The organism is Streptomyces sp. NPDC016845 (assembly GCF_044332585.1).
Taxonomy (GTDB): domain Bacteria; phylum Actinomycetota; class Actinomycetes; order Streptomycetales; family Streptomycetaceae; genus Streptomyces.
In genome coordinates, this window is the sequence record NZ_JBIRPI010000009.1 from 89,356 (window position 1) to 112,041 (window position 22,686).

The 22,686-nt window shown below is 72.0% G+C and carries 20 protein-coding genes; 13 read left to right on the forward strand and 7 right to left on the reverse strand.

Annotated elements, in window-relative coordinates; translation table 11 throughout:
* The first annotated feature begins 104 nt into the window (after nt 1-104).
* The 5 genes from pheS (at nt 105) to ACH4RC_RS22835 (ending at nt 7,221) form a co-directional block, all read left to right on the forward strand.
* Nucleotides 105-1,232 carry a phenylalanine--tRNA ligase subunit alpha gene (gene pheS, locus ACH4RC_RS22815; protein WP_398203794.1) on the forward strand — a complete coding sequence of 376 codons (1,128 nt, stop codon included), beginning with the start codon at nt 105-107 and terminating at the stop codon, nt 1,230-1,232.
* Nucleotides 1,232-3,745 carry a phenylalanine--tRNA ligase subunit beta gene (pheT, locus tag ACH4RC_RS22820; RefSeq protein ID WP_398203797.1) on the forward strand — a complete coding sequence of 838 codons (2,514 nt, stop codon included), beginning with the start codon at nt 1,232-1,234 and terminating at the stop codon, nt 3,743-3,745. Before pheS ends, pheT begins: the two co-directional genes overlap by 1 nt.
* A 175-nt stretch (nt 3,746-3,920) precedes the next feature.
* Nucleotides 3,921-5,012, forward strand: a complete 1,092-nt coding sequence (locus ACH4RC_RS22825) for a PP2C family protein-serine/threonine phosphatase (protein ID WP_398204186.1) — start codon at nt 3,921-3,923, stop codon at nt 5,010-5,012.
* A 266-nt stretch (nt 5,013-5,278) separates the two neighbouring features.
* Complete coding sequence (locus ACH4RC_RS22830) at nt 5,279-6,619, forward strand: tetratricopeptide repeat protein (protein ID WP_398203800.1); 1,341 nt, start codon at nt 5,279-5,281, stop codon at nt 6,617-6,619.
* A 71-nt stretch (nt 6,620-6,690) separates the two neighbouring features.
* Nucleotides 6,691-7,221, forward strand: coding sequence for an NUDIX hydrolase (locus tag ACH4RC_RS22835; protein WP_398203802.1), 531 nt, complete (start codon nt 6,691-6,693; stop codon nt 7,219-7,221).
* A 13-nt stretch (nt 7,222-7,234) separates the two neighbouring features.
* Here the strand turns inward: ACH4RC_RS22835 and ACH4RC_RS22840 are convergent, their stop codons facing one another.
* Nucleotides 7,235-7,492: a hypothetical protein gene (locus tag ACH4RC_RS22840; protein WP_394435435.1), complete on the reverse strand. Its 258-nt coding sequence runs from the start codon at nt 7,490-7,492 to the stop codon at nt 7,235-7,237.
* A gap of 196 nt (nt 7,493-7,688) precedes the next feature.
* Nucleotides 7,689-8,549 (reverse strand): 3-hydroxybutyryl-CoA dehydrogenase, encoded by an 861-nt coding sequence (locus tag ACH4RC_RS22845; RefSeq protein ID WP_398203806.1) that lies wholly within the window; start codon nt 8,547-8,549, stop codon nt 7,689-7,691.
* Nucleotides 8,550-8,719: 170 nt separating this feature from the next.
* On the opposite strand from ACH4RC_RS22845, the gene ACH4RC_RS22850 reads away from it, so the two are divergent.
* Entirely contained in the window at nt 8,720-9,940 is a 1,221-nt protein-coding gene (locus ACH4RC_RS22850) for a glycoside hydrolase family 10 protein (RefSeq protein ID WP_398203808.1), read from the forward strand.
* A 31-nt stretch (nt 9,941-9,971) separates the two neighbouring features.
* Here ACH4RC_RS22850 and ACH4RC_RS22855 read toward each other — a convergent pair whose 3' ends face one another.
* Nucleotides 9,972-10,169, reverse strand: a complete 198-nt coding sequence (locus ACH4RC_RS22855) for a DUF1918 domain-containing protein (RefSeq protein ID WP_398203811.1) — start codon at nt 10,167-10,169, stop codon at nt 9,972-9,974.
* 80 nt (nt 10,170-10,249) lie between these two features.
* Nucleotides 10,250-11,089, reverse strand: coding sequence for a DMT family transporter (locus tag ACH4RC_RS22860; RefSeq protein ID WP_398203812.1), 840 nt, complete (start codon nt 11,087-11,089; stop codon nt 10,250-10,252).
* On the opposite strand from ACH4RC_RS22860, the gene ACH4RC_RS22865 reads away from it, so the two are divergent.
* Nucleotides 10,971-12,656 carry a PLP-dependent aminotransferase family protein gene (locus tag ACH4RC_RS22865; RefSeq protein WP_398203815.1) on the forward strand — a complete coding sequence of 562 codons (1,686 nt, stop codon included), beginning with the start codon at nt 10,971-10,973 and terminating at the stop codon, nt 12,654-12,656. The genes ACH4RC_RS22860 and ACH4RC_RS22865 overlap by 119 nt on opposite strands.
* Here the strand turns inward: ACH4RC_RS22865 and ACH4RC_RS22870 are convergent.
* Nucleotides 12,607-13,074 carry a DUF6314 family protein gene (locus tag ACH4RC_RS22870; RefSeq protein WP_398203818.1) on the reverse strand — a complete coding sequence of 156 codons (468 nt, stop codon included), beginning with the start codon at nt 13,072-13,074 and terminating at the stop codon, nt 12,607-12,609. The two genes, ACH4RC_RS22865 and ACH4RC_RS22870, sit on opposite strands and share 50 nt — an antisense overlap.
* A 140-nt stretch (nt 13,075-13,214) precedes the next feature.
* Here ACH4RC_RS22870 and ACH4RC_RS22875 point away from each other — a divergent pair, with 140 nt between their 5' ends.
* The 6 genes from ACH4RC_RS22875 to ACH4RC_RS22900 all read left to right on the forward strand — a co-directional run bounded on the left by ACH4RC_RS22875 (nt 13,215) and on the right by ACH4RC_RS22900 (nt 20,736).
* Entirely contained in the window at nt 13,215-15,716 is a 2,502-nt protein-coding gene (locus tag ACH4RC_RS22875; RefSeq protein ID WP_398203821.1) for an alpha-L-arabinofuranosidase C-terminal domain-containing protein, read from the forward strand.
* 98 nt (nt 15,717-15,814) lie between these two features.
* Nucleotides 15,815-16,843 carry an N-acetyl-gamma-glutamyl-phosphate reductase gene (gene argC / locus ACH4RC_RS22880; RefSeq protein WP_398203824.1) on the forward strand — a complete coding sequence of 343 codons (1,029 nt, stop codon included), beginning with the start codon at nt 15,815-15,817 and terminating at the stop codon, nt 16,841-16,843.
* Complete coding sequence (argJ, locus tag ACH4RC_RS22885; RefSeq protein ID WP_398203827.1) at nt 16,840-17,991, forward strand: bifunctional glutamate N-acetyltransferase/amino-acid acetyltransferase ArgJ; 1,152 nt, start codon at nt 16,840-16,842, stop codon at nt 17,989-17,991. Before argC ends, argJ begins: the two co-directional genes overlap by 4 nt.
* Nucleotides 17,988-18,932, forward strand: coding sequence for an acetylglutamate kinase (argB, locus tag ACH4RC_RS22890; RefSeq protein ID WP_398203830.1), 945 nt, complete (start codon nt 17,988-17,990; stop codon nt 18,930-18,932). Before argJ ends, argB begins: the two co-directional genes overlap by 4 nt.
* On the forward strand, nt 18,929-20,137 hold the full coding sequence (locus ACH4RC_RS22895) for an acetylornithine transaminase (RefSeq protein ID WP_398203833.1): 1,209 nt from the start codon (nt 18,929-18,931) through the stop codon (nt 20,135-20,137). Before argB ends, ACH4RC_RS22895 begins: the two co-directional genes overlap by 4 nt.
* A 17-nt stretch (nt 20,138-20,154) precedes the next feature.
* On the forward strand, nt 20,155-20,736 hold the full coding sequence (locus ACH4RC_RS22900; protein ID WP_398203835.1) for an arginine repressor: 582 nt from the start codon (nt 20,155-20,157) through the stop codon (nt 20,734-20,736).
* A gap of 109 nt (nt 20,737-20,845) precedes the next feature.
* Here the strand turns inward: ACH4RC_RS22900 and ACH4RC_RS22905 are convergent, their stop codons facing one another.
* Both ACH4RC_RS22905 and ACH4RC_RS22910 read right to left on the reverse strand, forming a co-directional pair.
* Nucleotides 20,846-21,859, reverse strand: coding sequence for a bile acid:sodium symporter family protein (locus ACH4RC_RS22905; RefSeq protein ID WP_398203838.1), 1,014 nt, complete (start codon nt 21,857-21,859; stop codon nt 20,846-20,848).
* Nucleotides 21,860-21,972: 113 nt separating this feature from the next.
* Nucleotides 21,973-22,686, reverse strand: coding sequence for a L,D-transpeptidase (locus tag ACH4RC_RS22910; RefSeq protein WP_398203841.1), 714 nt, complete (start codon nt 22,684-22,686; stop codon nt 21,973-21,975).

A 22,686-nucleotide genomic window follows, 5' to 3' on the forward strand; every position in this document is an offset into this window, starting at 1 on the left:
GTTAGACTCGTCCTTTGGCACATTGCGTCTCCACGTCCGGACGAGTCATGGACCACGAGTCCTGGACGGGGCCATCCGCCAGCCAATCGGAAGTACGGGAAGAGATGTCGGCACCGAACAAGTCGTACGACCCTGTCGAGGTCGAGGCACTGAAACCGGAAGAGATCGAGCGCGTGCAAGGCGAGGCGCTCGCCGCCTTCGCCGCCGCGGACTCGCTCGAGGCGCTTCAGGAGGCCAAGGTCGCGCACACCGGCGGGACGTCGCCGCTGTCGCTCGCCAACCGCGAGATCGGCGCGCTGCCCCCGCAGGCCAAGGCCGCCGCGGGCAAGCTCGTGGGCCAGGCCCGCGCCGCCGTCGGCCGGGGCCTCGCCGCCCGCCAGGCCGAGCTGGAGGCCGAGCGCGACGCGCGCGTCCTGGTCGAGGAGGCCGTGGACGTCACGCTGCCCTACGACCGCACCCCGGCCGGCGCCCGCCACCCGCTGACGACCATGATGGAGCGCGTCGCCGACGTCTTCGTATCCATGGGGTACGAGGTCGCGGAGGGCCCCGAGGTCGAGGCGGAGTGGTTCAATTTCGACGCCCTGAACTTCACGCCGGACCACCCGGCGCGGCAGATGCAGGACACCTTCTTCGTCAAGGGCCCCGAGGGGACCGAGGGCGACGAGTCCGGTGTCGTACTCCGGACGCACACCTCTCCCGTGCAGGCCCGCACGCTGCTCGACCGTGAGCCGCCCGTCTACGTCGTCTGCCCGGGGCGTGTCTTCCGCACCGACGAGCTGGACGCCACGCACACCCCGGTCTTCCACCAGATCGAGCTGCTCGCGGTGGACGAGGGCCTGACCATGGCCGACCTGAAGGGCACCCTCGACCACATGGTCAAGGCGCTCTTCGGAGCCGACATGAAGACGCGCCTGCGCCCGAACTACTTCCCCTTCACCGAGCCGTCCGCCGAGATGGACATGGTCTGCTACGTGTGCCGTGGCGAGTCCGTGGGCAACCCGGACCGTCCGTGCCGCACCTGCGGCAGCGAGGGCTGGATCGAGCTGGGCGGCTGCGGCATGGTCAACCCGCGCGTGCTGACCGCGTGCGGCGTCGACCCCGAGAAGTACAGCGGATTCGCCTTCGGGTTCGGCATCGAACGGATGCTGATGTTCCGCCACAACGTCGAAGACATGCGAGACATGGTCGAGGGTGACGTCCGTTTCACCCGGCCGTTCGGGATGGAGATCTGATGCGGGTCCCGCTTTCCTGGCTGCGGGAGTACGTCGACCTCCCCGCCACCGAGACCGGCCGTGACGTGCAGGCCAAGCTGGTCGGCGTCGGCCTCGAGGTGGAGACCGTCGAGCAGCTCGGCGCCGACCTCAAGGGCCCCCTCGTCGTCGGCCAGGTGCTGACCATCGAGGAGCTTGAGGGCTTCAAGAAGCCGATCCGGTTCTGCACCGTCGACGTCGGCACCGCCAACGGCACGGGTGAGCCGCAGGAGATCGTCTGCGGCGCCCGGAACTTCCAGGTCGGCGACAAGGTCGTCGTCGTGCTGCCCGGCGCCGAGCTGCCCGGCGGCTTCGCGATCGCCGCGCGCAAGACGTACGGCAAGACCTCGCACGGCATGATCTGCTCCACCGACGAGCTGGGCATGGGCGACGACGGCACGCACGGCATCATCGTGCTGCCGCCGGAGCACGAGGCGGGCACCGACGCCATCGAGCTGCTCCAGCTCGTCGACGAGGTGCTCGACATCGCCGTCACCCCGGACCGCGGCTACTGCCTCTCCATGCGCGGCATCGCCCGCGAGACCGCCACCGCGTACGGGCTCGCGCTGCGCGACCCGGCGCTCCTGGACGTGCCCGCGCCGAACGCGCACGGCTACCCGGTCAAGGTCTCCGACCCGATGGCCTGCGACCGCTTCACCGCCCGCACGGTCACCGGGCTCAGCCCCGAGGCGCGCTCGCCGATCTGGCTCCAGCGCCGCCTGCAGAAGGCCGGCATGCGCCCGATCTCGCTCGCCGTCGACGTCACCAACTACGTGATGCTGGAGCTCGGCCAGCCGCTGCACGCCTACGACCGCTCGCTCATCCAGGGCGCGATCGGCGTACGCCGCGCGCAGCCCGGCGAGAAGCTCAAGACCCTCGACGGCGCCGAGCGCACCCTCGACGCCGAGGACCTCGTCATCACGGACGACCGGGGCCCGATCGGTCTCGCCGGTGTCATGGGCGGCGCGAACACCGAGATCGCGGACCATGAGGAGGGCGCCGGGACCACCGACGTCGTCATCGAGGCCGCGCACTTCGACGCGCTGACCATCGCCCGCGCCTCGCGCCGCCACAAGCTGTCCTCCGAGGCCGCCAAGCGCTTCGAGCGCGGCACCGACCCGCAGGCCACCGCCGCGGCGGCGCAGCGCGTCGTCGACCTGCTCGTGCTGCTCGCGGGCGGCACCGCCGAGCAGGGCGTCACCGAGGTCATCGCGCCCGGCGCCCCGCGCACCATCACCATCCCGGCCGACCACCCGGACAAGGTGGCGGGTGTCGCCTACGGCCGCGAGACCGTGGTGCGCCGCCTTCAGGAAGTCGGCTGCGACGTCTACGGGCAGGACGCCCTCACGGTCACCGTGCCGTCCTGGCGCCCCGACCTCACCGACCCGAACGACCTGGCCGAAGAGGTCATCCGCCTGGAGGGCTACGAGAACCTGCCCTCCACGCTGCCGAAGCCCCCGGCGGGCCGCGGTCTGACCGAGCGCCAGCGCACGCACCGCCGCGTGGGCCGCGTTCTGGCCGGCGCCGGTTACGTCGAGGCGCTGAGCTACCCGTTCATCGGCGCGTCCGTCTTCGACCAGCTCGGTCTGGAGAAGGACGACCCGAAGCGCCGCGTCGTCACCCTCGTCAACCCGCTCTCCGACGAGGAGCCCGCCCTCCGTACGACGCTGCTCCCGGGCCTCCTGGCCGCGCTGCGCCGCAACGACGGGCGCGGCAGCCACGACCTGGCGCTCTTCGAGACGGGCCTGGTCTTCCACCCGCAGGACGAGCTGCGCGTCGCCACGCGCCTGGGCGTGGACCGGCGGCCCACCGAGGACGAGATCGCGTCCCTCACGGCCGCGCTCCCGAACCAGCCCCGGCACGCCGCGGTCGCCCTCGCGGGCGCCCGTGAGCAGACCGGCTGGTGGGGCAAGGGCACCCCGGCGACCTGGGCCGACGCCGTCGAGGCGGCGCGCGTGGTCGCCCACGAGACGGGCACCGAACTGACCGTCGAGCAGGGCCAGTACGGGCCGTGGCACCCCGGCCGGTGCGCCGCCCTGTACGTCACGGTCGACGGTGCCAAGACGCTCGTCGGGCACGCCGGTGAGCTGCACCCGCGCGTCGTCAAGGCGCTCGGCCTGCCCGCCCGCACCAGCGCGATGGAGCTGAACCTCGACCTCGTCGAGGAGGCCGGCGCAGGTGTCGTGCGGGCGCCGCGGATCTCGACGTTCCCCGTCGCCACCCAGGACGTCGCGCTCGTCGTCGACAAGGACGTCCCGGCCACGACCGTCGAGGACGCGCTGCGCGCGGGCGCCGGTGAACTCCTGGAGTCGCTGCGCCTCTTCGACGTGTACGAGAACGCGGAGCAGCTCGGCGAGGGCAGGAAGTCCCTGGCCTACGCGCTGCGCTTCCGTGCCGCCGACCGCACCCTGACGGTCGACGAGGCCAGCGCGGCCCGTGACGCGGCGGTCGCGCAGGCGGCCGAGAGGACGGGCGCGGTGCTGCGCGGCGCGTAAGCGGTGCGTGCACGGCTCCAGTGAGGGGCGCATCCGGGACCACCGGATGTGCCCCTCACTCGTTCGGGTGAAGACCGCCCATGAGGCGACCGGTTCGAGGGCAGGCGTCGTGAGAACCGCCGCCGGGCCGTCCGGCGTGCGCGCTTGCACACAGGCCGAGGGGGCCGTCGGCATGATGATGCGGAGCAGGACCAGAGCGCCCACCCGGACCACCTTCCGTACCCGGTTACGGCGCGCGGCGCTGCTCGCTCTGCCCACGCTGTGGGGCGGCGGCGCCGTCACCTGGGAGCTGACCTGCCCGCTCGCGCAGCAGAACAGTCTGGGCGCGCGGATCGTCAGCAGCGCGGTGTTCTTCCTGGTCGGCAGCGGGCTGATCTTCCACGTACGGCAGGGCCTGCTGCGGGAACTGCGGGAGGTCAGGGCCGTCGCGGGCGCCGCTCAGTCCGTGCTCCTGCGGCCGCTGCCCGCGCGGCTCGACGGGTTCGCGCTCGCCGCGGGCCAGCTCTCCGCGGACCGCGCCGCCAGCATCGGCGGCGACCTGTACGACGTCGTCTCCACCGACCACGGCGTCCGGGTGGTCATGGGCGACGTCCGCGGCCACGGGCTCGGCGCGCTCGCCGGGGTCGGCGCCGTCCTCGGCAGCTTCCGCGAAGCCGCCCACGACGAGGCCGAACTCGCCGGTGTGCTGCGGCGGCTGGAGCGGGCCCACGGCCGCCATCTGCGCCGGCACGCGGGCGACGAACACCCGGCCGCCCCGGACGAGAAGCCCGACTGCGCCCTCGCCGAGGAGTTCGTGACCGTACTGCTCCTGGAGATCCGACGGGACGGCACCGTGTACGCCCTCAACTGCGGCCACCCCTGGCCGTACCTGCTGCGGCCGGGCGCCGTGCGCTGCGCCGAACCGCTGACCGGCGGCGAGCCGATGCCACCGGTCGGCATGTTCCCGCTGCCCGCCGATCTCGCCCCCGCCCGGTGCGGACGGATCGCGCCGGGGGAGGGGCTGCTCCTGCACACCGACGGCATCGAGGACGCCCGCGACGCTCATGGCCGGTTCTTCCCCCTTCAGGAGGAGCTCCGGGCCACGGTGCGCCGCCGCAGGACGATCGTGCCGGAGGCCGTCATCCGCGCCGTGTACGGCCGCCTGCTCGGCCACGCGGGCGGGCCCCCCGGTGACGACGCGGCCCTGGTCGTCCTGTGCAACGAGCGAAGGCGCGTCCCCGTCCAGCACACGGAGCCCGCCGGGCGCTGCGCGCAGCGGGTCCACTGAGGGTTCGTCGCCGGGCGCCTCGCCGGGCGCCGTCCGCCCGCCGCAGAGCTGTGGGCAGGCGAGCGGGCGGACGGCGCGTGATCGGACCGCCGTCTGGAACGAGGGGGAGCCGGCGGTCCGGTCGGCCTCTTGCGAGGCAGTTCAGTCAAGCGGGTGGGAACCGGCCGGAACAGAGGGCGGACGTCATGGAGTTGAGCATTCCGTTCACACCCCGTGTGAAGGCGCCGGGACTACGCTGGGCAGTACCGAGCCTACGGAGGGCATCCATGCAGCCCAACACCCTGCTCGACGCGATACTCGACGAGGCCGGGATCTCCCACGCGGGCCTCGCGGCCCACGTGAACCACGCGGGCCGCGCCCGTGGACTGGCGCTGCGCTACGAGCACACCGCCGTCGCCCGCTGGCTGAAGGGCCAGCGCCCGCGCGGCCAGGTCCCCGACCTGATCTGCGAAGTGCTCAGCGGGCGCCTCCAGCGCCACGTCACCCTCGACGACATCGGCCTCGGCATCCCCGGCGAACCGGCCGCCCCGCACGCCTCCTCGCTCTCCGGCTTCGTGGAGCGGGCCACCGCGGTCTGGCGCTCCGACGAACAGCAGCGCCGGCACATACTCGACGCCCCCGCGGTCACCGGCACCCCCGCCGTCATGCCCGTATGGGAGTGGGAGAACCCGCCGGAGGACACCGACGTCTCGCGCGGCGGACGCCATGTCGTCAGCCCCGCGGACATCGAGATGATGCGCTCCGCCCGCACCCACTACGAGCAGATGTACCGCAAGGCGGGCGGCATCGCGACACGGACCCGGATCGTCGGCTTCCTCAACGCCGAGGCGACACCGCTGCTGCGCGGCAGCTACACCGACGCCACCGGGCGCCAGCTGCACCGGGCCACCGGCGGGCTCGTCGCCATCGCGGGCATCTGCGCCTACGACTCCGACGCGCACGGTCTGGCCCAGCGCTACTTCCACCAGGCGCTGCGGCTCGCGAAAGCCAGTGGGGACAGGGGGCTCGGGGCCTACGTGATAGCGCTCCTGGTGAACCAGTCGCTGCACATGCGCGAGCACCGGCAGGCCGTCGCCTTCGCCGAGGCCGCGCTGCGCGCCGCCGGGCGGCACATCACCCCGGCGCTCGCCTCCGATCTGTATGCCATGCAGGCGAAGGCGTACGCCCACCTCGGCGACGGTACGAGCGCGCTGGAGTGCATCCGGCGTGCCGAGTCCGCGGCCGACCGCATCCGGCGGGGGCACGAACCGGACGAGACGGGTTACGTACAGCCAGGGTTCGTCAACGTACAGGTCGCGGAGGCGCTGTTGAGCCTCGGCGACTACGCGGGCGCCCGGGAGCACGCCACCGAGGCCGTGCACACCCCGGCGCACGACCGCGGCCGGGTGCACCGGCTCGCGGTGCTCAGCCAGATCCAGCTCAGACAGGGCAACACCGAACAGGCCGTCGCCACCGCCGTCGAGATGGCCGAGGCCGCGCGGGGGATGGAGTCTCAGCGCCTGCGCGACAGACTCCGGATGGTCCGCGAGCACCTGATGCGCAGCGGCTGCGCCGGCACGGCCGAGGCCGCCGAGTTGATCGACGGGGCGCTGCGCGTACCACTCTGAGCCCTCACCGGGGAGCCCGGGTCCGCCACTGCTGCGATATTGCCAGCAACTCGGCGGAAGGTGGCAGAACCGTGCAGTGGACGAAACAAAACGAACAAACTGTGTACGAAAACAGGTGGTTCACCGTCAACCTGGCGGACGTCGAACTACCGGACGGCCGACACCTCGACCACTTCCTCATCCGGCTGCGGCCGGTGGCGGTGGCCACCGTGGTGAACGAGGCCAACGAGGTGCTGCTGCTGTGGCGGCACCGCTTCATCACCGACAGCTGGGGGTGGGAACTGGCCGCGGGCGTCGTCGAGGACGGCGAGGACATCGCGGTCGCGGCCGCGAGGGAGTTGGAGGAGGAGACCGGCTGGCGACCGGGACCTCTGCGGCACCTGATGAGCGTCGAGCCGTCCAACGGCCTCACGGACGCCCGGCACCACATCTACTGGACCGACGAGGGAACATACCTCGGCCACCCCCAGGACGACTTCGAATCGGACCGCAGGGAATGGGTCCACCTCAAGCTCGTCCCCGACATGATCGCTCGTGGAGAGGTCCCGGCCGCCAATATGGCGGCCGCGCTACTGCTCCTGCACCATCTCCGGCTCGGCTAGCGCCTCCCGCGCGCTAATGCCCGACCGCCTGCCAGATCGCGATGGCCAGGGCCCCGATCGCCGTCAGCGCGGCGACTGCGGGCAAAGGCCATCGGGTGTGCTCCAACGCGCTGATCCGCGAGCTCAGATCGTCCTGATCCTTGACGGTCTGGTCGTCACGGTGAGCGAGAAGGGTGAGTTGGCCGTCGATCCGAGTCAGACCTACCTCGAAGACACGGCGTAACTCAGCGAGTTCCTCCGGGACCACGGAATACTCCGGGTCGGTGGTCACTGATCCGCTCCTTTCTGTAGTCGTCTCATCCCTGATGTACGCAACAAAAGTGAACTCGCCAGGTGGGCGCGGCGACAGCGTGTGCGAAAGGCATATGCGGGTCACCCTCGCACTCCCCGTGCGAACGCAGTGGGCCCGGTGCTCCGAAGAGCACCGGGCCCACTGACGAACACGGAGTGTGTTCGGGCTCGCCTGATCAGCTGTAGGTGTAGAACCCCGAACCGGTCTTGCGGCCGAGCCGCCCGGCGTCGACCATCCGCTGCAGCAGCGGCGGAGCGGCGTACAGCGGCTCCTTGTACTCCGCGTACATCGAGTCCGCGATCGAGGCGATGGTGTCGAGCCCGATGAGGTCCGACAGCTTGAGCGGGCCCATCGGGTGGGCGCAGCCCAGCTCCATGCCGTTGTCGATGTCCTCGCGGCTGGCGATCCCGGACTCGAACATCCGGATGGAGGAGAGCAGGTACGGCACGAGCAGCGCGTTCACCACGAACCCGGAGCGGTCCTGGGCGCGGATCGCGTGCTTGCCGAGGATCTTCTCCACCAGGACCTGGGCGCGGCTGATGGTGCCCTCGGACGTGGTGAGCGCCGGGATCAGCTCGACCAGCTTCTGCACGGGCGCCGGGTTGAAGAAGTGGATGCCGATGACGTGGTCGGGACGGGACGTCGCCACGGCCAGCTTCACCAGCGGGATGGACGAGGTGTTCGAGGCGAGAATCGCGTCGGGGCGCGTCACGACCTGGTCGAGGACCTGGAAGATCTCCGTCTTGACCTGCTCGTTCTCCACGACCGCCTCGATGACGAGGTCCCGGTCGGCGAACTCGCCGAGGTCCGTGGTGAAGGTGAGCCGCTCCTGTGTCTCCGCCAGCTCGGCCTCGGTGATCTTGCCGCGCTCGGCCGCCTTGGCGAGCGAGTTGAGCAGCCGGGTCCGCCCGATCTCCAGGGCCTCGCCGGTGGTCTCGGCCACCATCACGTCCAGGCCGCTGCGGGCGCACACCTCGGCGATGCCGGCCCCCATCTGGCCACAGCCCACCACGCCCACGCGTGTGATGTCAGTCAAGGCGTCCGTCACCTCGTGCCTTTCGCTGTTTCGTCCGGGGCCGCCGGCAGGCAGAATCCTCCCGGGCCTTGTCGGAGCTGCACGTTACCCCGTACCCCTGGGGCTGGTGGAGCCCGGGTTAACGCCTGTTCATCCAGGAACTACCGTGACACACGACATCGGGGGGAACCATGGGACGTATCTCACGCCGCGCCTTCGCTCTCGGCGCCGGGCTCGCACTGGCCGGCCTCACCGCCGGCGACGCCGTCGCGGGCGGCGGGCACCGGCACCACCGCCCCCGGCACGACATGCGCGGCATGTGGCTGGCGACCGTCGCCAACCGGGACTGGCCCTCGCGCCCCGGGCTCACCGCCGACCAGCAGCGCGCCGAGCTGCTCGCGCACCTGGACACGGCCGTACGCCGCAAGCTGAACGCGGTGATCTTCCAGGTGCGGCCCACCGCCGACGCCCTGTGGCCGTCCCCGCACGAGCCGTGGTCGCAGGTGCTCACCGGGGTCCAGGGCCAGGACCCGGGCTGGGACCCGCTCGGCACCGCCGTGCGCGAGGCCCATCGCCGCGGGCTCGGACTGCACGCCTGGTTCAACCCGTACCGCGTCGCCAACCACACCGACCCGAGCCGCCTGGTCGAGACGCACCCGGCGCGCGTCCACCCCGACTGGGTCGTCCCGTACGGCGGGAAGCTGTACTACAACCCCGGGCTCCCCGAGGTCAGGCGGTTCGTGCAGGAAGCCATGCTCGACGCGGTCGGGAAGTACGACATCGACGCCGTCCACTTCGACGACTACTTCTACCCGTATCCGGTCGCGGGCCAGACCTTCGACGACGACGCGGCGTACGCGAAGTACGGCGGCGGGTTCGCGGACCGGGCGGCCTGGCGGCGCGACAACATCGACCGCCTGGTGCACGAGATGGCGGGGCGGATCAAGCGGACCCGGCGCGGGACCCGGTTCGGGATCAGCCCCTTCGGAGTGTGGCGCAACCGGGCCACCGACCCGGAGGGCTCGGACACCACGGCCGGGGTGCAGACCTACGACGACCTGCACGCGGACACCCGCAAGTGGGTGCGCGAGGGCTGGATCGACCACGTCGTGCCGCAGGTGTACTGGAATCTCGGCTTCCCCGCCGCCGACTACGCGAAGCTCGTGCCCTGGTGGGCGGAGACCGTGCGCGGCACGGGCGTCGACCTGTACATCGGCGAGGCCCTCTACAAGGCGGGCGATCCGGCCCAGCCCGCCGCCTGGCAGGACCCCGCCGAACTGTCCCGGCACCTCACCTTCGCGGGACAGTTCCCCGAGACGCGCGGGCATGTCTACTTCTCCGCGAAGGAGGTCGCCCAGGACAGGATCGGCGCCATGGCACGGGCCGTCGCGGACCATTACGGCCGGTTCTAGGACGGGCTCGCCGGGCCCCGGAGGCCCCGGCTCACTCCTCGCGGCCGGTGACCGGCTGGACCACCGCGTCGGGGCCCGGGGACATGATGGCCTCGTGGCCGTCCTCGAAGCGGACGCGGAACGGGGGACCGCCGTCGGCGCCGAGCACTTCGATGATCTGCGCGACCCGGTCGTGCTGACCGACGATCCGGCCGTGCATGAGCAGCCGATCGCCCACGGTTGCGTGCATCAGGAGTGACCCCCTCGCCGTGCCCGTATGTTGCGGCAAGTCTACGGCGAGGCAGGGGAGTTGGGACCCCGGACGTTCGGTCAGCCGCGGGACCGCTGGGTGACCGCGATGCACACCAGGACCGCGACCGCGGTGAGCGGCGCCGCGACCGTCAGCGACTCGCCGAGCAGGAGCACCGACCACACGAGCGTCAACAGGGGCTGTGCGAGCTGGAGTTGACTGGCCTTCGGGATGCCGATCAGGCTCATGCCCTTGTACCAGACGACCAGGCCGAGGAACTGCGAGCCCGCCGCCACCCACAGCAGACCCGCGACCGCGTGCCCGGTCAGCCGCACCGGCTCGGACGCCAGCGCGATCGCCGTACCCGCCACGGCGAGCGGCAGGCACAGGACGAGCGCCCAGGCGATGACCTGCCAGCCCGGCATGGCCGAGGCGAGCCGGCCGCCCTCGGTGTAACCGGCCGCGCAGATCAGCAGCGCCCCGAACAGGTACAGATCGGCCCGGGTGAGGGCGCCCCCGCTCTGCTGCACCGTGAACGCGATCACCGCCGCCGCGCCCGCGCACGCCGCGATCCAGAAGGCGCGGGAGGGCCGGGCCCCGGTGCGCAGCGAGGAGAACACGGCCGTGGTCAGCGGCAGCAGGCCCACGACGACCGCCGAGTGCGCCGTCGTCGCCGACCGCAGGGCCAGCGTGGTCAGCATCGGGAAGCCCAGGACCACACCCGCGCCGACGACGGCGAGGCCCGCCCAGTGGCGCCGTGCCGGGACGGGAACGCGCAGTACGAGCAGGCTGCCGCCCGCGATGAGCGCCGCGAGCACGCTGCGGACGGCCACGAGCGACCAGGGGCCGAACCCCTCGAGGCCCCAGGCGGTGGCGGGAAAGGTGAGGGAGAAGGCGAGAACGCCGAGCGCGGCGAGCACCGTGCCGGACGCGGCGGCCCGCTGTCGTACCGGGGCGCCGGCTGCTTCCGGTTCTCCGGAGGCGGTGACTGCTGTCGGTTCTCCGGAGGTGGTGACTGCTATCGGGGGAGTGGTGGTAGCGCTATCCTGTGTCCTCATGCAAGAGCGTAGCAGCGTAGGTGAACTGGCGAAACGGTTGCGGCACGAGCTGAACCGCTACTCGGAAGGTGAGAAGCTGCCGTCGAGCCGGGCGCTCGTCGAGCGGTTCCGGGTCAGCCCGGTCACCGTCTCGCGCGCGCTCGCACAGCTCGCCGGCGAAGGGCTCGTGGTGACCCGCCCGGGGGCCGGTGCCTTCAAGGCCGCCCCGCGCGCCGCCGCCCCCGTAGGCGACACGTCCTGGCAGGAAGTGGCCCTCAGCGCCGACTCCGCCACCGAGACGGTGCCGCGCTCGGTGGACGCCTCGGGGGTGCTCGTCACGCTGGCCGCGGCGCAGCCCGGCGTCATCGAGTTCAACGGCGGCTACCTGCACGAGGTGCTGCAACCGGTCGGCGCGATGTCCGCCGCGCTCGCCCGTGCGGGGCGCCGCCCCGGCGCCTGGAACCGGCCGCCCGTCGACGGCGTGCCCGAGCTGCGCGACTGGTTCGCGCGCGGCATCGGCGGCGCCATCACCGGCGCCGAGGTCCTGGTCACCTCAGGCGGCCAGTCCGCCCTGGCCACCGCGTTGCGGGCGCTCGCCCCGCCCGGCGCCCCCGTCCTGGTCGAGTCGCCCACCTACCCCGGCATGCTGGCGCTCGCGCGGGCGGCGGGACTGCGCCCCGTACCCGTCCCCGTCGACCGGGACGGCGTCCGCCCCGAGCTGCTCGCGCAGGCGTTCCGGGCCAGCGGGGCCCGCCTTTTCGTGTGCCAGCCGCTGTTCCAGAACCCGACCGGCGCGGTGCTCAGCGCCGAACGCCGCCCCGAGGTGCTGCGCATCGCGCGCGAGGCCGGGGCCTTCGTCGTCGAGGACGACTTCGTGCGCCGCCTCGTGCACGAGGACTCGGGGCCGCTGCCGCCCCCGCTCGCGAGCGACGACCCGGACGGTGTCGTCGTGCATGTCTGCTCGCTCACCAAGGCGACCTCGCCGAGCCTGCGCATCGGCTGCCTCGCCGCCCGCGGCCCCGTCCTGGAACGGCTGCGCGCCATCCAGGTCGTCGACCACTTCTTCGTCCCGCGCCCCTTGCAGGAGGCCACGCTCGAACTCGTCGGCGCACCGGCCTGGCCGCGCCATCTGCGCACCGTGGCACGGGAGTTGCGGGCCCGCAGGGACGCGCTGGCAGCCGCGCTCGCCGCCCGCCTGCCCGAGCTGGCCGTGGACCACGTCCCGGCCGGCGGCTACCACCTGTGGGCGCGCCTTCCCGACGGCACCGACGAGCGCGGGCTCGCCGCGGGCGCCCTGCGGGCGGGCGTCGCCGTGGCCCCGGGGCGCGCGTACTTCGCGGCCGAGCCCCCGGCCCCGTACCTGCGGCTGAGCTTCGTGGCGGTGGCCGGCGCGGGCGAGATCACCGAGGGCGTGCGGCGGCTGGCGGCAGCCTTCGGTAGTCCGTGCTGAGGACGAGGTCCTTCGCCGGCCCCCGCACCCGCCACACCGTCCGCCAGCTGTCGGCGCCGTACACCTCGAACTCGCCCCGGTAGAGATCCGCCGAGCAGGGGTGGTCGGCGATGTGACGGCCGCTACGCAGGTCGAGGCCGTGGAAGAAGCGGCCGTCCGGGAAGTGGACGGCCGCGGTGCCGGGCGTCTCGCCCGGCAGGTAGCGCAGGGTCCGCTCGGCGGGGCGGGTGACGCCGCGCCACTCGAAGGCGCCGGACTCGAAGTGCAGCAGCCCGCCGCCGTCCTCCGCCGTGAACGCCGTGGTCCCGGTGAACGTACCGGTCGCGTCCTCGGCGAGATCGCGCACGGTCCGCTGCGCGCGCCAGCTTCCGGTCAGGAACGCCAACGCGTCGGAAACCGGCCAGAGTCCGCCCGTCACACCCATCACTCCCGTACACCTTTGCGCGAACCGTTGACGCGCGTACCGCCGCTTCCTATCTTGCCGTTCGCAGTTTAGGACGTCGTACGAAATCTCGAACCGAACCGCCCGTGATCAGGCTACGGACAAGGGGTGCACGCATGACGCGAGGACGACGACGCACACGCTGGAGGACCGGGCTCGGCGCCGCGGTCGGCTTCCTGCTCGCCGGGACCGCCGTACTGCCGCCGACAGCGGCCGCCGACGGGGCCGAGGCGGGCGGGGTGACCGACTACACCGTCACCGTCGACCCGACCCGCACGGGCGCGGCCATCGACGACACCATGTACGGCGTCTTCTTCGAGGACATCAACCGGGCCGCCGACGGCGGGCTCTACGCCGAGCTGGTCCAGAACCGCTCCTTCGAGTACTCGACCGCCGATAACGCCGCGTACACCCCGCTCACCGCCTGGACCACCAGCGGCGCGGCCCGCACCGTCGACGACGACGGCCGCCTGAACGCCCGCAACCGCACCTACCTGGACCTCGGCGCCGGAGCCTCCGTCACCAACTCCGGGTACGGCACCGGCATCACCGTCCGCAAGGGCGCCCGCTACGACTTCTCGGTCTGGGCCCGCGCCGACTCCGCGCTCACCGTCACCCTCGCCGACGCGGACGGCGCCCTGGCCGCGCCCAGGCGTGTGACGACGCGGGGCGGCTGGGCCAGGTACACGGCGACGTTCACCGCCACGCGCGCGAGCACGACGGGTCGCCTCTCCGTCGCCACCGGCCGGGCCGCCGCGCTCGACATGGTGTCGCTCTTCCCTCGTGATACGTACAACGGCCGCACGAACGGCCTGCGCAAGGACCTCGCCGAGAAGATCGCCGCCCTGAAGCCCGGTTTCGTACGCTTCCCCGGCGGCTGCCTCGTCAACACCGGCTCCATGGAGGGCTACGACGCGGCCTCCGGCTATCAGCGCAAGCGCGCGTACCAGTGGAAGGACACGATCGGCCCGGTCGAGCAGCGCGCCACCAACGCCAACTTCTGGGGCTACAACCAGAGCTACGGCCTCGGCTACTACGAGTACTTCCAGTTCAGCGAGGACATCGGCGCGATGCCGCTGCCCGTCGTGCCCGCCCTTGTCACCGGCTGCGGCCAGAACAGGGCCACCGACGACGAGGCGCTGCTCGAGCGGCACATCCAGGACACGCTCGACCTCATCGAGTTCGCCAACGGGCCGGTCACGAGCGAGTGGGGCAGGAAGCGCGCCCGGATGGGCCACCCGAAACCCTTCCACCTCACGCACCTCGAAGTCGGCAACGAGGAGAACCTGCCCGAGCAGTTCTTCGCCCGTTTCAAGGAGTTCCGCGCGGCTGTGGAGGCGCGCCACCCCGACGTCACCGTCATCTCCAACTCCGGGCCCGACGACAGCGGCACCACCTTCGACACGGCGTGGAAGCTCAACAAGGACGCCGACGTCGCCATGGTCGACGAGCACTACTACAACAGCCCGCAGTGGTTCCTCCAGAACAACGACCGCTACGACTCCTACGACCGCGGCGGCCCCGAGGTCTTCCTCGGCGAGTACGCCTCCGGCGGCGACACCTTCGCCAACGCCCTGGCGGAAGGCGCGTACATGACGGGCCTGGAGCGCAACGCCGACATCGTCAAGCTGGCCTCCTACGCCCCGCTGCTCGCCCGTGAGGACACCGTCCAGTGGCGGCCCGACATGATCTGGTTCGACGACCAGAAGGCGTGGGGCTCCGCCTCCTACGAGGTGCAGAAGCTGTTCATGCGCAACGTCGGCGACCGGGTCGTCCCGTCCACCGCCACGGCCACGCCCGCCACGACCGCGCCCATCAGCGGCGCCGTCGGCCTGTCGACCTGGGCGACCAGCGCCGCCTACGACGACGTGCGCGTCACCGGCGCCGACGGCGCGGGCCTGCTGGCCGACGACTTCAGCGGCGACGCCTCGCAGTGGACGACCTCCGGAAGCGGCAGCTGGAGCGTCCAGGACGGCCAGTACGTACAGAGCGACGAAGCCGCCGAGAACACCATGGTCACCGCGGGCGACCCGGCCTGGCACGACTACGACCTGCACGTGAAGGCCACGAAGAAGGCCGGCAAGGAGGGCTTCCTCGTCGCGTTCGGCGTCCAGGACACCGGCAATTACTACTGGTGGAACCTGGGCGGCTGGAACAACACCCAGACCGCAGTCGAGCAGGCCGTGAACGGCGGCAAGTCGACCCTCGTCGCCAAGCCGGGCTCGATCGAGACCGGCCGCGCCTACGACATCGACATCAAGGTGCGCGGCCACCAGGTCACCCTGTACCTCGACGGCCAGGAATGGGCCTCGTTCGAGGACGACAAGCCCGCCGAGCCGTTCCGCCAGGTCGTCACGCGCGACAAGAAGACCGGCGACCTGATCGTCAAGGTCGTGAACGCGCAGGATGCCCAGGCCCGTACGCGGGTGGACCTCGGCGGTGCGAACGTCGCGAGGTCCGCGGCCGTGACCACGCTCGCCGCGGCGCCCAACGCCACGAACACCGCGACCGAGACGCCGGTGGCCCCTGTGACCTCCACGTTCGCGGGGGTCGCCGACACCTTCACGTATACGTTCCCGGCGAACTCGGTGACGTTCCTGCGCATCGAACAGCGCTGAGCAGGTACGCGTAGGGCCGCCCCTTCTCCTCGATGGTCCACTTGATTGCATAAACGTGCACCACGACGTATAGTCATGCCATCGAGGAGGAGGGTTCCATGGCGGTACGCGCTGCGGTTGCGGGAGCGAGTGGGTACGCGGGCGGCGAAGTGCTGCGCCTGCTGCTCGCCCACCCCGAGGTGGAGATCGGCGCCCTGACGGGCAACTCGAACGCGGGGCAGCGGCTCGGCGCGCTGCAGCCACACCTGCGCCCGCTCGCCGGCCGCGTCCTCCAGGAAACCACCCCCGAGGTACTCGCCGGGCACGATGTCGTCTTCCTCGCGCTGCCGCACGGGCAGTCCGCGGCCGTCGCCGAACAGCTCGGCCCGGACGTCCTCGTCGTCGACATGGGCGCCGACTTCCGGCTGAAGGACGCGGCGGACTGGGAGAAGTTCTACGGCAGCCCGCACGCCGGGACCTGGCCCTACGGGCTGCCCGAGCTACCGGGCGGCCGCGCCGCGCTGGAGGGGACCAAGCGCATCGCGGTCCCCGGCTGCTACCCCACCGCCGTCTCCCTCGCCCTCTTCCCCGCCTACGGGGCGGGGCTCGTGGAGAGCGAGGCCGTCGTCGTCGCCGCGTCCGGCACCTCCGGCGCGGGCAAGGCGGCCAAGCCCCACCTCCTCGGCAGCGAGGTCATGGGGAACATGACGCCCTACGGCGTCGGCGGCGGGCACCGGCACACCCCCGAGATGATCCAGAACCTCAGCGCGGCCGCCGGGGAGCGGGTCTCCGTCTCCTTCACGCCGACGCTCGCGCCGATGCCGCGCGGCATCCTCGCCACGTGCAGCGCCAAGGCCGCCCCGGGCGTCACCGCCGAGACCGTACGCGCCGCGTACGAGAAGGCGTACGCCGACGAGCCGTTCGTGGAGCTGCTGCCCGAGGGGCAGTGGCCCGCCACGGCCGCCGTGTACGGGTCGAACGCCGTGCAGATCCAGATCGCGTACGACGAGGCGGCCGGCCGCGTCATCGTCATCAGCGCCATCGACAACCTCACCAAGGGCACCGCCGGCGGCGCCCTGCAGTCCATGAACATCGCCCTGGGTCTGGATGAGACCACGGGGCTCTCGACGATCGGAGTCGCGCCGTGAGTGTGACGGCAGCCAAGGGGTTCCAGGCCGCGGGCATCGCCGCCGGGATCAAGGAGAGCGGGAACCCGGACCTGGCCCTCGTGGTCAACCGCGGCCCCCGCCTGGCCGCCGCGGGCGTCTTCACCTCCAACCGCGTCAAGGCCGCCCCCGTCCTCTGGTCCGAGCAGGTCCTCAAGGGCGGCCTCGTCTCGGCCGTCGTCCTCAACTCCGGCGGCGCCAACGCCTGTACGGGGCCGAAGGGCTTCCAGGACACGCACGCCACCGCGGAGAAGGCCGCCGAGGTCCTCGGCCTGAACGCGGGGGAGGTGGCCGTCGCCTCCACCGGCCTCATCGGCGTCCTGCTCCCCATGGACAGACTGCTCCCCGGGATCGACATCGCCGCGGGCAAGCTCTCCGAGCACGGCGGCGAGAAGGCCGCCATCGCCATCAAGACCACCGACACCGTGCACAAGACCGCCGTGTACGAGGGGGCCGGCTGGACCGTCGGCGGCATGGCCAAGGGCGCGGGCATGCTCGCCCCCGGCCTCGCCACGATGCTCGTCGTCCTCACCACCGACGCCGACCTCGACAGCGAGACCCTGGACAAGGCGCTGCGCGACGCCACCCGCCTCACCTTCGACCGGGTCGACTCCGACGGCTGCATGTCCACCAACGACACGGTGCTGCTGCTCGCCTCCGGTGCCGCCGGAGTGACGCCCGAGTACGCCGAGTTCGCCGAAGCCGTCCGCACCGTCTGCGACGACCTCGGCCGCCAGCTCATCGGCGACGCCGAGGGCGCCAGCAAGGACATCAAGGTCGAGGTCGTCAACGCGGCGAGCGAGGAGGACGCCGTGGAGGTGGGCCGCTCCATCGCCCGCAACAACCTCCTCAAGTGCGCCATCCACGGCGAGGACCCCAACTGGGGCCGCGTCCTGTCCGCCATCGGCACCACGAAGGCCGCCTTCGAACCGGACCGGTTGAACGTCGCGATCAACGGCGTATGGGTCTGCAAGAACGGCGGCGTCGGCGAGGACCGCGACAAGGTCGACATGCGCTTCCGCGAGGTCACCGTCACCGCCGACCTCGCCGCCGGCACCGAGACGGCCACCATCTGGACGAACGACCTGACCGCCGACTACGTCCACGAGAACAGCGCGTACTCGTCATGAGCGGGACCCAGGCCCAGAAGGGGTCTCAGGAGCAGCCCACCGCGCGGAAGCACACCGCGCTGCCCAAGGCCCGCACCCTCATCGAGGCGCTGCCCTGGCTGACCCGCCACCACGGCAAGACCGTCGTCATCAAGTTCGGCGGGAACGCGATGGTGGACGAGGAGCTGAAAGCCGCCTTCGCGCAGGACGTCGTCTTCCTGCACCACGCCGGGCTCAAGCCCGTCGTCGTGCACGGCGGCGGCCCGCAGATCAGCAAGGCGCTCGACCGGCACGGCATCGTCAGCGAGTTCAAGGCGGGCCTGCGCGTCACCACCGAGGACGCCATGGACGTCGTACGGATGGTGCTCGCCGGACAGGTCCAGCGCGAGCTCGTCGGCCTGCTCAACCAGCACGGCCCGCTCGCCGTCGGCCTCACCGGCGAGGACGCGCACACCATCACCGCCACCAAGCACCAGCCCCGCATCGAGGGCGAGCTGGTCGACATCGGCCGCGTCGGCGAGATCACCGAGATCGACACCGGCGCCATCGAGGCCCTGCTCGCCGACGGCCGCATCCCGGTCGTCTCCTCGATCGCCCGCTCCCAGGACGACCACCATGTCTACAACGTCAATGCTGATACGGCGGCTGCGGCACTCGCTGCTGCGCTGGACGCCGAGACGCTGATGGTCCTGACCGACGTCGAGGGCCTCTACGAGGACTGGCCCCACTCCGACGAGGTCATCAGCCGGCTCACCGCCACCGAACTCGAGAAGCTGCTCCCCGACCTGGCGAGCGGCATGGTGCCGAAGATGGAGGGCTGCCTGTACGCCGTGCGCAACGGCGTGCACACCGCCCGCGTCATCGACGGCCGGGTCCAGCACTCGATCCTGCTGGAGATTTTCACGGACGAAGGCATCGGCACGATGGTCGTGCCGGACGCGGAGGGGGAGACCGAGGTATGAGCGAGCACGCCAAGAACGCAGCTCTGACGTCACGCTGGCAGGGCGCCCTGATGAACAACTACGGCACCCCCCGGCTGCCCCTGGCCAAGGGCGCCGGCGCCAAGGTCTGGGACGCCGACGGCAAGGAGTACCTGGACTTCGTCGGCGGCATCGCGGTCAACGCGCTCGGCCACGCCCACCCGGCGGTCGTCGAAGCGGTCTCCACCCAGATCGCCTCCCTCGGCCACGTCTCGAACCTCTTCGTCGCCGAGCCGCCCGTCGCCCTCGCCGAGCGGCTGCTCCAGCTCTTCGGCCGGGACGGCGCCGTCTTCTTCTGCAACTCGGGCGCCGAGGCCAACGAGGGCGCGTTCAAGATCGGCCGGCTCACCGGCCGCCGCCACATGGTCGCCACGACCGGCGGCTTCCACGGCCGCACCATGGGCGCCCTCGCCCTCACCGGCCAGCCCGGCAAGCAGGACGGCTTCACCCCGCTGCCCGGCGACGTCACCCATGTCCCGTACGGGGACGTGGACGCACTCCGGGCGGCCGTCACCGAAGAGACCGCCTTCGTCATCATCGAGCCCATCCAGGGCGAGAACGGCGTCGTGATGCCGGGCGACGGCTACCTCAAGGCGGCCCGGGAGATCACCCGCGCCACCGGCACCCTGCTCGTCCTCGACGAGGTGCAGACCGGCGTCGGCCGGACCGGCCACTGGTTCGCGTACCAGGCCGAGGAAGGCATCGACCCGGACGTCGTCACCCTCGCCAAGGGGCTCGGCGGCGGACTGCCGCTCGGCGCGACCATCGCCTTCGGCGAAGCGGCGAAGCTGCTGAAGCCCGGCCAGCACGGCACGACGTTCGGCGGCAACCCTGTCGTCTGCGCCGCCGGGCTCGCCGTCCTCGACACCATCGCCGCCGAGGACCTGCTCGCCAACACCAAGCGCGTGAGCGAGAGGCTCAAGGCCGGAATCGAATCGCTCGGCCACCCGCTGGTCAGCCATGTCAGGGGCGCGGGCCTCCTGCTGGGTATCGTGCTCACCGGGCCGCGCGCACCGAAGGTGCAGCAGGCGGCCCAGGACGCGGGCCTCCTGGTCAACGCGCCCGCACCCGACGTCATCAGGCTCATGCCGCCGCTGAACCTGACCGACGCCGAAGCGGACGCGTTCCTCGCGGCGCTGCCCGCCGTCCTGGACACGGCCGCGGCCGACGGGGAAGCAGGAACCTGAGGAATGGGACGACGACGATGAGCAGCAAAGCGGAGCGGGCAGCGAACGACGAGCGGGCCGCGATCAACGCCGCACTGGCGCAGACGCCCCATGGCCCCGCCGTGCCGCAGACGCGCACCGCGCGTCACCGCCGGATCGTGGACATCCTCAACCGGCAGCCGGTGCGCTCCCAGAGCCAGTTGGCGAAGCTGCTCGCCGACGACGGGCTCAACGTCACCCAGGCCACGCTCTCCCGTGACCTGGACGAACTGGGCGCGGTCAAGATCCGCAACACCGGCGGCGAGCTGATCTACGCCGTGCCCAGTGAGGGCGGCTTCCGCACCCCGCAGGCGCCGCTCGGCGAGTCGGCCAAGGAGGAGCGGATGCGCCGCCTCGCCGGTGAGCTGCTCATCTCGGCGGAGGCGTCGGCGAACCTGGTGGTGCTCCGCACACCGCCGGGCGCCGCCCAGTTCCTCGCCTCCGCGATCGACCAGGCCGAACTCCACGTCATCCTCGGCACGATCGCGGGCGACGACACGCTGATGCTGATCAGCAGGGACCCGGAGGGCGGCCAGTCCCTGGCGGAACATCTGCTGCGCCTGGCACAGAACGACCACTGAATCCGGCCTCTCCAGCTGTGATCAGCGCCGGTCCGGCACATGAAGCCCTTCCGGCGGCTGAGGAGCGGGGCCCGGGGCAGAGCCCCGTGGCCTCAGCCCCGGCGGCGAGTCAGCCCTGCTCGGAGACGTCGGAACGCCGGGCCCGATATGACATCCACGCCGCGACAAGCGCCCCGGACACGTTGTGCCACACGGAGAACACCGCGGCGGGCAGCGCGGCCAGCGGGCTGAAGTGGGCCGTGGCCAGGGAGGCGGCGAGCCCGGAGTTCTGCATGCCGACCTCGAACGCCATCGCGCGCGACGCGGGCGGCCCGAGCCGGGCGACCTTGCCGGCGCCGTAGCCGAGTGCGAGCCCGAGCCCGTTGTGCAGGACCACGGCGACGAGCACCAGGGCCGCGGCCGACTTGATGGTCTCGGCGCTGCCCGCCACCACCACCGCCACGATCACGGCGATGGTCAGCGCGGAGAGCCACGGCAGCACCTTCAGGACCCGGTCCACGTAGCGGCTGAGCAGCAACCGCACGACCAGGCCCGCGAGGACCGGGAGCAACACGGTCTTCAGGATGTCCGTCATCATCGACCCGGCGTCCACCGGCAGGTACGCGCCCGCGAGCAGCAGCGTCAGCGGCGGCGTGATCAGCGGCGCGAGCACGGTGGAGACGGTGGCGACGGAGACCGACAGGGCGACGTCACCGCGCGCCAGGTAGGTCACGACGTTGGACGCGGTGCCGCTCGGCGCGCAGCCGACGAGGATGACGCCGGCCGCGAGCTGCGGCGAGAGGCCGAGCGCGTGGGCGATGACCCAGCCGAGCCCCGGCATGATCACGTAGTGCGCGACGAGCCCGAGCCCCACGGCCCACGGGCGCTGGGCGACGCCCTTGAAGTCGCCCATCGTCATGGTGAGGCCCATGCAGAACATCACGACGCCGAGGAGGTAGGGCACGTTCGTGCCCCATCCGGCGAAGGTGTCCGGGGTGGCGAGCCCCAGCGCGCCCGCGACGAGGACGAGTACGGGGAAGACGGTGACCGCGAGCCGGGCCGCCCGGTCGGCGGACCCGCTCGCTCCGGACGGCGTCCCGGTCTCGGGGGAGGTGGGGGTCGTGTGTTCGGTTTCGCTGTGCACAGGGCGATGCAACGCCGTGGACCTGCGCGGACGCAATCGCGTCTCGATATGTGGTCGCTACATCCGTATTGCCCGGCCGTGGTGCCGTATTGCCCGGCCGTGGTGCAGGCGCCTCAGTACCGGGTCAGCGCCGTCGCCCCGCCCGTCGTCCCGATCGCGATGTGCGGCGCCCTGCCCGGCCGTACCCACCGCAGGATCCGCCGCATGTCGGCCCTGGGCACGGAGACGCAGCCCGCCGTCGCCGCCCGCCCGTTGACGTGCAGGAAGATCCCGGCGCCCCGGCCGCGCACCGGGCGCCGGTAGTTGAAGCCGGTGACCAGGGCGTGCGCGTACTGGGCCGGGTAGGACGCGAGCCGCTCGGACTCGGCGGCGCGGCAGTCGCGCGGGCGCGGATCGGTCCACCGGTTGTAGGAGCGCGAGCGGTTGTCCTCGCACCACCAGGAGGTGGAGCGCACCCGGCGGTACGAGACCGAGGTGCCTGCCGGGGCCGCCGCGTTGCCGAACGCGAACGGCAGCGTGTAGAGCCCGGTCGGCGTCGTGTTCGTGCCCTGCTTGCGCCGGACCCCCTCGACGAGCCCCTTCGCGCCGAACCGCGCCCGCGCGGAACCGGCCTTCACCCAGCGACCGTCCGACAGCCGGTTCCACCAGGTGACGGTGCCACTCGTCGACGACGTCCGCGGCGCCTCCGCGGTGATCAGCTGGCTGCCGCCGCCCGTGTCCGCCATGCGGGCGGGCAGCGGGGCGGCGGCGGGCGAGGCGGAGGGCGCGGCGCCGAGCACGACGCAGACGGCCACGGCGCTCGCGATACCTGCTCGTGAGGGACGCAT